The organism is Zafaria cholistanensis (assembly GCF_008580665.1).
GTDB classification, from domain to species: domain Bacteria; phylum Actinomycetota; class Actinomycetes; order Actinomycetales; family Micrococcaceae; genus Zafaria; species Zafaria cholistanensis.
The window spans coordinates 1-9556 of the sequence record NZ_BKDJ01000026.1 but is presented as its reverse complement, the minus strand read 5'-3'; the positions used below and the strand labels follow the sequence as shown (position 1 = coordinate 9556).

At 64.9% G+C, this 9556-nt stretch carries 7 protein-coding genes and 1 pseudogene; 2 read left to right on the top strand and 6 right to left on the bottom strand.

Annotation, left to right across the window (positions count from 1 at the left end):
- The 5 genes and pseudogenes from NCCP_RS15370 to NCCP_RS14610 all read right to left on the bottom strand — a co-directional run.
- A pseudogene (locus tag NCCP_RS15370) lies at nucleotides 1-126 on the bottom strand (3,4-dihydroxyphenylacetate 2,3-dioxygenase); the annotation flags it as partial.
- Between the two features lie 163 nt (nucleotides 127-289).
- On the bottom strand, nucleotides 290-1810 hold the full coding sequence (gene hpaE / locus NCCP_RS14625) for a 5-carboxymethyl-2-hydroxymuconate semialdehyde dehydrogenase (protein ID WP_149958023.1): 1521 nt from the start codon (nucleotides 1808-1810) through the stop codon (nucleotides 290-292).
- A 460-nt stretch (nucleotides 1811-2270) separates the two neighbouring features.
- A complete protein-coding gene (solA, locus tag NCCP_RS14620) occupies nucleotides 2271-3443 on the bottom strand; it encodes an N-methyl-L-tryptophan oxidase (protein ID WP_149958022.1) in 1173 nt (390 codons plus the stop codon).
- 89 nt (nucleotides 3444-3532) lie between these two features.
- Nucleotides 3533-4657: an ornithine cyclodeaminase family protein gene (locus NCCP_RS14615; RefSeq protein ID WP_149958021.1), complete on the bottom strand. Its 1125-nt coding sequence runs from the start codon at nucleotides 4655-4657 to the stop codon at nucleotides 3533-3535.
- A 436-nt stretch (nucleotides 4658-5093) separates the two neighbouring features.
- On the bottom strand, nucleotides 5094-5690 hold the full coding sequence (locus NCCP_RS14610) for a TetR/AcrR family transcriptional regulator (protein WP_149958020.1): 597 nt from the start codon (nucleotides 5688-5690) through the stop codon (nucleotides 5094-5096).
- Nucleotides 5691-6109: 419 nt separating this feature from the next.
- Here NCCP_RS14610 and NCCP_RS14605 point away from each other — a divergent pair, with 419 nt between their 5' ends.
- Nucleotides 6110-7642, top strand: coding sequence for an APC family permease (locus NCCP_RS14605; protein WP_149958019.1), 1533 nt, complete (start codon nucleotides 6110-6112; stop codon nucleotides 7640-7642).
- A gap of 77 nt (nucleotides 7643-7719) precedes the next feature.
- Nucleotides 7720-9123, top strand: a complete 1404-nt coding sequence (locus NCCP_RS14600; RefSeq protein WP_149958024.1) for an aldehyde dehydrogenase family protein — start codon at nucleotides 7720-7722, stop codon at nucleotides 9121-9123.
- Between the two features lie 320 nt (nucleotides 9124-9443).
- On the opposite strand, the gene NCCP_RS14595 is transcribed toward NCCP_RS14600, so the two are convergent.
- Nucleotides 9444-9556, bottom strand: a 113-nt coding sequence (locus NCCP_RS14595; protein WP_149956318.1) for an aldehyde dehydrogenase family protein, incomplete at its 5' end; no start/stop codon positions are given.

Genomic DNA, 9556 nt, shown 5'->3' with positions numbered 1-9556 from the left:
ATGCAGGCCCAAAAGGTCCACATAGAACTCGCGCGAAGCGGCCAGGTCAGTGACCACCAGTTCCATGTAGGCGCAGCGGACAATGTCCGGCGCCGGAACAGAGGGCTTGGGAATAACGTTGCTCATGATGGTTCCTTATAAGTTTTTGGATTGGTGCGGGAGCGGGCCGAGTAGGTCCCAACCCAGGCCCACTCCCGCGGGGGCCGGCGCTGGCGAGGGAGGTCTGGACTCGGCGCCGGCCCCGGTCAGGCATCCGGCTTCCGCCGGACAGGCTTTTTTAGGCGTTTCTCTAGGCGTCGCCGGCTTCGCGGCTGGACTGGACGCCGAACTTCGGGGTGTGGGACTCGTTGAGGGTGATCTGCACCGACTGCTGAGTGGTGTAGAAGTCGATCGAGCGGTAACCGCCTTCGCGACCCAGGCCGGAGGCCTTCACGCCACCGAACGGGGTGCGCAGGTCGCGCACGTTGTTCGAGTTCAGCCACACCATGCCCGACTCGATGCCGTGGGCGAAGTTGTGCGCACGCTTGAGGTTCGAGGTCCACACGTACGCGGCCAGCCCGTACTTGGTGTTGTTGGCCAGCGCCAGGGCCTCTTCGTCGGTGTCGAAGGGGGTGATCGCCACGACCGGGCCGAAAATCTCCTCCTGGAAGATCCGGGCATCCGGGGCGACGTCGGCGAACACGGTCGGGGCCACGTAGTTGCCCGTGGGGAAACCCTCGGCACGGCCGCCACCGGCCAGGAGGCGGCCCTCGGTCTTGCCGATCTCGATGTAGGACATGACCTTCTCGAAGTGCTTCGGGTGCACCAGCGAGCCAACCTCGGTGGCCGGGTCGCTCGGCACGCCCACCACGATGTTCTTCGCGCGCTCGGCGAAGCGGGCCACGAAGTCCTCGTAGATGTCCCGCTGGACCAGCACGCGGGATCCGGCGGTGCAGCGCTCACCGTTGAGGGAGAACACGCCGAAGACCGTGGCGTCGAGGGCGGCCTCGATGTCGGCGTCGGCGAACACGATTGCCGGGGACTTGCCGCCGAGTTCGAGCGAGAGGCTCTTGAACTGGGGTGCGGCCGCAGTCGAGATGGTGGCACCGGTGGAGCTGTCGCCGGTGAAGGAGACGATCGGCACGTCCGGGTGCTTCACGAGGTAATCGCCCGCCACGCCGCCGGATCCAAAGATCAGGTTGAAGACGCCCTCCGGCAGGCCGGCCTCGTCGAAGATCTCCGGCCACAGCGCGGCGGACAGCGGGGTGTAGCTGGCCGGCTTCATGACCACGGTGTTGCCGGTCGCAATCGCCGGAGCGAGCTTCCAGGATTCCTGCATGAAGGGGACGTTCCACGGGGTGATCAGGGCGGCCACGCCGATCGGCTTGCGGTTGACGTAGTTCAGCTGCGAACCCGGGACCTTGAAGGCGTTGTCGTGCTGGGCGACGACCAGGTCCGCGAAGAAGCGGAAGTTCTCCGCGGCCCGCAGGGCCTGGCCCTTGGCCTGCTTGATGGGCAGGCCCGAGTCGAAGCTCTCGAGCAGGGCGAGTTCGTCGTCGCGCGATTCGATGATGTCGGCGATGGCGTGGAGGACGCGGGCACGCTCGCGCGGCTTCATCTTGGGCCAGGGGCCGTTGACGAACGCGTCGCGGGCCGCGGCGACTGCCGCGTCGACGTCTTCCGGCTGGCCGGCTGCGGCCGTGGCGTAGGTCTGGTTGGTCACCGGGTCCAGGACCTCGAAGGTCTCGCCGCCGATGGAGTCGACGAACTTGCCGCCAATGTAGTGCTGCAGGTGGCTGGGCAGGTTATCCGGCACGAAGTGCTGGGTCATGGGAAACTTCCTCTTTCATCCGGAGGGCTGGAGCCTGACGACCCGTGCTGAAACAAGCACCAGATCGTACTTCAAATCGTATACGATCCAGTGTGACGGTAAACACGCGGTTCCGTCAACCCCGGTACGCCAACCGGCAGTGCGATGCCCCTGCCCGGATGGATGCAAAGCTTCCACTGGCCTGGGGAGGGCGTCCGGGCGGCGGCCAGGGGCCCGGCAGTGCCGAAGGCACCGGCGCGCGACCTGTCCGGCTAGCGGCAGCCGCCGGGCCCGGACACGGGCTCCCCCACCGGCCGCCCACCCTGCGGCACCATCCCCCGCAGTCGGCTGCCTGCCGGATTGTTCTCTTGCCCCACGTCGTAAGACCGCGGGGCCTCTTCCCACCGGGATGTCGGTTTCGAAGTTGAATCCGTTGATGGGAAGAGGCCCCGAAGGAAGGATGCCCTAAAAATTGGCCCTGCTAGTGGCCGCCTCCTGTGTACGGGCCGGTCTTGGCGAGGCGTTCGAGGTGTGCCGGGAGCGCGAAACGCGGGTCTACGGTCGCGTCTTCCTCCTTCACGAGTTTCGCTGCCCATTCGCCCAGCTGGGGGGCGAACTTGAAGCCGTGGCCTGAGAGCCCGGCGAGGGTGACGATCCGACCGCTGGCGTTGCGATCGATGACGGGCAGGCGGTCCGGAGTGTAAGCGCAGTGGTGCACGCTTTGACGCACGGGTTCCGGGTTAATGCCGTCGAACAGTTCGGCGGCACGCTGGCCGATCCGGATCAGCTCCTCTCGAGTATGCGAGGTGGGGACTTCATCCACGTCGCGGAACACCGGCCATTCGGGATTAGTGCAGGCCTTGAAGGCGTATCCGTCGAAACTGGGGGCGCCGAAGAAGTGCACGGACCCGGCATCGCGAAGGAATACGGGAAACCGGTCGGGCGCGAAGAGTTCGGGACGTTTCGGCATGAACCAGGTGAGACCGAGCACCTGCAGGCGCAGCAAGTCGTTCAACTCCGGGGAGATCCGGGTTGACCAGGATCCCGAAGCGACCACTACGGTGTCGGCCAGCCAGGCGCCCTGGGTGGTGCGAACGACCACCCCGTTCACCCGCTCCTCAATATCGATGACGGGCGTATTGAAGAACAGTTTGGCCCCATTGCTCTCCGCGAGATCGAGTGCGCTCATGATTGCGACTTCGGGACGGAGGCCACCGCCATGGGCGTCGAGCAGTCCGATGTCCCCGTCCTGGACCCGGTGTTGCGGGAATTCAGCGCGCAATTCCTCCGTGCTGAGCACGCGGTGCGGGAGATCGAAATCGCGCACGGTTCCGAGTGCGGTGACGAGGTCGGGGAATCCCTCGGGAGCGATGCTCAAGGCGCCGATTTCGTCGTAGATGCTACGGCCCGACTCGCGTTCGAGTTCACGCCACAGATCGCGTGAGCGCTGGATCATCGGCACATAGGTTCCGCCCTCATGCACGGCGGTGCGGAATACCCGCGATTCACCCACGTAGGAGCCGTGCGAGTGCACCCGGCCGAACTGTTCGATGCCGACAACGTCGAGCGAATCGCGCTTGCTCAACTGCCACAGGGCCATCGCGCCGACCGTTCCGGCTCCGATGACAACAACGTTGGTCTTTTGCAAGTCCATAACTAAATCTTCTCTTCTCGTCTGCTACGGCATTCTGCACGGAGTCGCAGGTCCGGTTGGGGTACTGCGTTCTGCTGTCAGTCCGCAGGTCACGCGAGTGCCGGTGTTTCCCACAGGTTCAGCTTCGTGCCGATGCCGTCGCGTACCGCGTTGCGGTACACCTTCGTCGCCCACGCGACGTCCTCGACCGGCATGCCGCCCACCGAGTAGATGAAGATCTCATCGTCATTGGTGCGCCCCGGGGTGAGGCCCTGAATAACCTCACCAATGTCTTCGAACTGCTCGGGGCTCATTCGGCCATCACGGACGCGGTCCACGAGGTGGATGCCCCAGATACCCACGATCTCGTGCGCGGGGGTGGGAAGCTCTTCCGCCCACGCCTGGTAAATCCTGCGCGCGTCGGCGACGTGGCGTGAGCGCAGCACGAGGCTCTCGTCAACGGCCAGGTGTGCAGAGCAGCAGATAAACGCACCCGGCTTCACCCACTCGTCTTTCACGCGCGGGTAGTTTTCCGACCCGGACGGGCTCGGAACCGCGATGCTCACGATGTCGGATCCGCGAACGGCGTCTTCCATTCCGGCAACCTGTTCGATCGTCGTGATCTGCGGGAACTTCTCCTTCGCCCAGGTAATGAACGCATCGATTCCCGACTGTCCGCGACCCGACACCTTCACGGTGTCGATGCCCGGCCGCACGGCCATGAATGCTTCGAGCGAAGTGCGGTTCATCGGCCCGGGACCAACAATCCCGACGACCTTTGCGTCTTCGCGGGCGAGGTATCGGGCTCCGACGCCCGGGATCGCGCCGGTGCGGTACGCGCTGAGCAGGTTGGCCGACATGATGGCCAAGGGGGCGCCCGTGTCCTTGTCGTTCAGGGTGAACATCAGGATCGAGCGCGGGAGACCGTGCTGCTTGTTCTCGACGTTCGAGCCGTACCATTTGCAACCGGCGGTCTGGTAATCCCCGCCGAGGTAGGCGGGCATGGCCATGAACCGGCGGTCGGGTCCGTTGACCGGCATGCCCGGAAAAGTCTGCTCATCGGGGAAAAACAGCTGTGCGCCGTGAGAGTTGTTCTCGGTGCCGGCCATCCGGTAATCACCCTTGGCGAAGAGTGCAAGCAGGTCAGACATGGTGTCGACGCAATCGGCCATGTTCGTGACCCCAGCCCGGATCATGTCAGGCTCACTCAGGTAGAGAAAATCGATCTTGGTCATTGGGGGAACCTTCTGGTTGGACCATTGCAGGCCACGCAGTTTTTTCTATGATCGTAGAGAATAAACCCTTCGTTAGGTGGATCACAACCTGGGGCCCCTGTGTGTCTTTGACGGGCGGAAACCGACGGACGTGGAACTGCTGGCCCTACACACAATTTGGCCTACGCGCTAATACTGGGGTCTCCAGCAACGCCAGATCAGGCGCTCCGGGAAAAGGGCCATGAAGCCTGCCGGTCCACACCGCCCCTGCTGCTGTCAGGCATGCCAGGACCCTATCCACCGGAATTCCGTGAACGGACCGTAGCCCTGGTGCCCGCCGGCAAACTCGGTTGCCCGCTCGCCCCGAAGCACGCCTGCCTCCCAGACGTTAGGGGGCGGATTGAGCCCGAGCGGACAAACCGTGCTTCATTCCCCGCAAAAGGGGCGGGAGGCCATTTCAGTTCCATGCACTCACCAGACGCAAGTGCGCATCCAACTGATCCTCCAAGTGCAGGGGCGTGTTGGCGTTCCCGTCGAGGACCGCGCTGATCTGGGCGCCGAGCAGGAAGTTCAGGAGGGTCTCGGCGATTGTGTTGACAGGGAATGCCGATGACAATTCTCCGGCCGCGCAGGCTTCGTCGAGCCACCCCCGGATGGAGCGCCGCCACTCCAGCATCGCCGCGTCATTGATGGCCGCATGCTCCGCATTATGCATGGCGGCCTGCCAGAAGAACACCACCACCCGCGCCTCGTCCAGGCGAACGCCGTCAAGCGGCAGCACTTCCCGGGCGAAGGCCCGAAGCGCGGCCATCCCCGACAGGTGGGCCACAGCGGAGGTGACGCGGTCGTTCGTCCGCTGGAAGACGTACGTGAACGTACTCTGCATCAGGTCCGCCTTGGTCGGAAAGTATGGCTTGAGCGCGCCGTTCGAAAAACCGGCTTCGGCGGCGACATCGCGCAGGGTCGTGCGGTCCAGCCCCTGCCGGGCGATGATCTCGCAGGCGGCCTCCACTACCTCCAGGCGGCGCCGGTCGTGGTCCACGATCTTTGGCATAGCAGCCTTTCCCTAACGCCTAGCCTCATACGACCCGGCAATCCATGTGACACCGGCGCCGCAACGTTCCTCTTGCAGAAGGAGGGCCACTCCATTTATTCTCTACGACAATAGAATAAACCAGTGGGGTGGCTCACACGGATGTATGAGGCGCCCCACGTCCCAAAAGCTAACAATGCCCAGCCCAAGCTGCCTCGCTGTGCGTGCCCCTACGCGCTGCCTGCGGCTGCGGGGATCACGGCCGTGCGGCGGAGGCTGACCTGTCACCGAATCCATGCGCGTGGCCTCTACCGAGACTCGGTGAAAGCGCACCAGTACCCGGCAGGTACCGCCACCGGTAACGGAAACACCATGATCCTCGACGTCAGCTCCCTTCAAGCTGTTTCGGGATGAACGAATAAACCTTAAAGGAACAAGCTATGGCTTCATCGCCGCAACCACACGCCAATGAACCAACCCCCACCCTCGGACGGCGCCGGATCGGTGTTCCGGCCCTTGTTTTCATGATCATTGCGGCTTCTGCGCCGCTCACCGTGGTTGCCGGCGGTGTGCCGACGAACTTCGCGGTCACGGGCCTGCTCGGTGTTCCGCTGTCCTTCATTGTCCTCGGCGCGGTTTTGGTGGTGTTCTCCATCGGCTACTCGGCCATGAGCCAGCACGTGCACAATGCGGGCGCCTTCTACGCCTACATCTCGCTGGGTCTGGGCAAACCCATCGGTGTCGGTGCCGCCTGGGTGGCCTTGATGTCCTACAACGCCATGCAGATCGGCATCTACGGCCTCTTCGGCTTCGCCCTGTCCTCCTTCGCAGGCGGTGTCGCCGGCCTGGAGGTGCCCTGGTGGATGTGCGCACTGGCTGGCTGGGCTGCTGTCGGGATTCTGGGCGTGAACAAGGTCGATCTTTCGGCCAAGGTCCTTGGAGTCCTCGTGGCCCTGGAGTTCCTCGTGGTGGTGATCTACGACGTCCTCGCCGTCCGCACTGCTCCGGAGGGCATGAGCGGTGCACCGCTGGAGCCCACTTCGCTCTTCGCCGCCGGAGTGGGGGCTGCCTTTGCTTTCAGCATCGCCGCGTTTATGGGTTTCGAATCCGGCGCGATCTACAGCGAGGAGGTTAAGGATCCGCGCACGACTGCCCGCCGTGCCACGCTGATCGCCGTTGTCGTGATCGCCGCGTTCTACGCTCTGTCCTCGTGGGCCATGGCCGTCGGCGAGGGCCCAAGCCAGGTCCTCGCCCGCTCGACCGAGTTTGGACCCGACCTGCTCTTCGTTTTCCTCGGCGAACATGCTCCGAAGTGGTTCGTCGATCTCTCCGCCCTGTTGTTCATCACCAGCCTGCTGGCGGCGCTGGTCGCCTTTCACAACGTCGTTGCCCGGTACTTCTTCTCGCTGGGACGAGAGGGTGTCCTGCCGCGGGTCTTGGCCCGGACCAACCCGCGCACTCAGGCCCCAGCGGCAGGATCATTGACACAGTCCGTGCTGGCCTTGATGTTGCTGATCGTCTTCGCCGTCGCCGGGAACGGACACGAAGCCGGTCCCCTGTTTCCCGTGCTGACCCTCTTCACCTGGCTGACCAACATGGGCGCCTTCGGCTTGGTCCTGCTGATGGCGCTGACCTCGGTCGCCGTTGTCGGGTACTTCCGGCGCAACCGCCACGATTACGGCATCGGCACCCGCACTATCGCGCCCATCATCGGCGCTATCGCCTTGATCACGGTGTTTGGCCTGATCGTGGCCTATTTCGACGTGCTGATCGGACTGTCCGAGCCCAACGTGCTCAGCTGGCTGCTCCCGGCGATCATTCTGGTCCCGGGCCTGTTCGGCACCGCCTGGGCCGGATGGATTGCCCGGAACCGGCCCGACATCTATGCAGGCATCGGACGCGGCGCGGATATCGGCGATGGCCCCGAAAGAGGACGCGTCAGCGATAACGAACCATCCGTCAACCAGCAATGAACCCCACGTGCTGACGTTGAAGATCAGAACCATTTTTGAGGAAGGAATCACAAGTGAGCACTGAAACCAGCAAGGAAATGACCTTTGAGGACCTGCTGTCCGTGATCGAGCCGGCCACCGGAGGCCGCGAAATGTTGGATCCGGCCACGGGGGAGGTGGTGGGCAGGGCTCCGCAGCACACCCTGGAAGACCTTGAGTCCGTGGTCGCGGCCGCCAAGGCAGCCCAGCCGGGCTGGGGGGCCCTGTCCCACGCCGAACGCTCGGCGTTCCTGTTCAAGGCCGCCGACGCGGTGGAGGCCAACGCCGAGGCCCTGGCGGTGCTGCTCTCGCGGGAGCAGGGCAAGCCGTTGAACGGGCCGAACGCCCGCTTCGAGGTCGGCGCGTGCGCGGCGTGGCTGCGTGCCACCGCCTCCTTCGAGCTTGAACCCGAAATCCTGGTCGATGACGAGGGCGGACGGGCGGAGCTGCACTACCGGCCGCTGGGCGTGGTGGGGGCGATCGGGCCGTGGAACTGGCCGATGATGATCGGCATCTGGCAGATCGCCCCGGCGTTGCGCATGGGCAACACCGTGGTGGTCAAGCCCTCCAGCATGACCCCGCTCTCGGTCCTGGGCCTGGTACACGTGCTGAACACCGTCCTGCCCGAGGGCGTGCTGTATGCGGTCTCCGGGGACCGCACGGTCGGCAACCGGATCGTTGAGCACCCGGACGTTGCCAAGATCATGTTCACCGGCTCCACCGACGCCGGCAAGGCGATCATCCGCAACTCCGCGGACACGGTCAAGCGCCTGACCATGGAACTGGGCGGCAACGACGCCGGGATCGTGCTCCCGGACGCGGACCCCAAGGCTATCGCCGAGGGCCTGTTCTGGGGTGCGTTCATCAACACCGGCCAGACCTGCGCGGCGCTGAAGCGGCTCTACGTCCACGAGGACATCTACGAAGAAACCGTCACCGCCCTGGCCGAGGTCGCCGCCGCGATGCCGATGGGCGTGGGCCTGGACGAGAACAACGTGCTCGGACCCCTGCAGAACAGGGCCCAGTACCAGATCGTCGCGAACCTCGTGGACGCGGCCAGGGATTCCGGGGCCCGCATCGTCACCGGTGGCAACCCGGACGAGTCCCAGCCCGGGTTCTTCTACCCCACCACCCTGGTCGCGGACGTCGACAACGCCAACCCCCTGGTTGCCGAGGAACAGTTCGGACCCGCCCTGCCCATCGTGAAGTACTCCACGATCGACGAGGCCATCGAGATGGCCAACGCCCTGGAGGTGGGCCTGGGCGCCTCGGTCTGGTCCTCCAACAGGGACAAGGCCCGCGAAGTCGCCGCCCGCATCGAGGCCGGCACCGTGTGGATCAACAAGCACGGCGCCGTGGACCCGCGCGTGCCCTTCGGCGGAGCCAAGCAATCCGGCTACGGACTCGAATTCGGCGTCGAGGGCCTCAAGCACCTCGCCCAACCCCAGGTCATCAGCTACTAAGTCCATAAGGAATGTGTAGGCCGGCCCCGCATAACGGGGCCGGCCTACACGCCTATGGGCAAGAAGATGCGTGCCTAATCCGGGTTATCCGCCCGTGGCGTATCCGGAGCAGACCGGAAGCACTTCCCACGCAAACCTGGCCGCGCCGCCTGTGGCGCGGATGCGTGCCCGCTGGTTTCCGGCGTCGTGCCTTGCCCTTCCGGCGCGCCGTTCCCGCGCGGGCGGGAACGGTCCCCGGGAGGCGGTCTCCGGGAAGACGGGCAGGGCCCGGTTCCACCGTGGTGGAACCGGGCCCTGACGGGTCCCTTGGGGGTTGGGTGTTACTGGGCCGCGTAGGGGTCGTTGATGCCGATGTACTGCACGGTGGTGTATTCGTCCAGGCCCTCGGCGCCGCCTTCGCGGCCCAGGCCGGAGTGCTTCACGCCGCCGAACG

Bases quoted from the DNA above. Each gene is read 5' to 3' on its own strand.
- NCCP_RS14600 (WP_149958024.1), top strand. From the start codon at position 7,720: ATGACCTTTGAGGACCTGCTGTCCGTGATCGAGCCGGCCACCGGAGGC.
- NCCP_RS14610 (WP_149958020.1), bottom strand. From the start codon at position 5,690: ATGCCAAAGATCGTGGACCACGACCGGCGCCGCCTGGAGGTAGTGGAG.
- NCCP_RS14605 (WP_149958019.1), top strand. From the start codon at position 6,110: ATGGCTTCATCGCCGCAACCACACGCCAATGAACCAACCCCCACCCTC.
- solA (WP_149958022.1), bottom strand. From the start codon at position 3,443: ATGGACTTGCAAAAGACCAACGTTGTTGTCATCGGAGCCGGAACGGTC.
- NCCP_RS14615 (WP_149958021.1), bottom strand. From the start codon at position 4,657: ATGACCAAGATCGATTTTCTCTACCTGAGTGAGCCTGACATGATCCGG.
- hpaE (WP_149958023.1), bottom strand. From the start codon at position 1,810: ATGACCCAGCACTTCGTGCCGGATAACCTGCCCAGCCACCTGCAGCAC.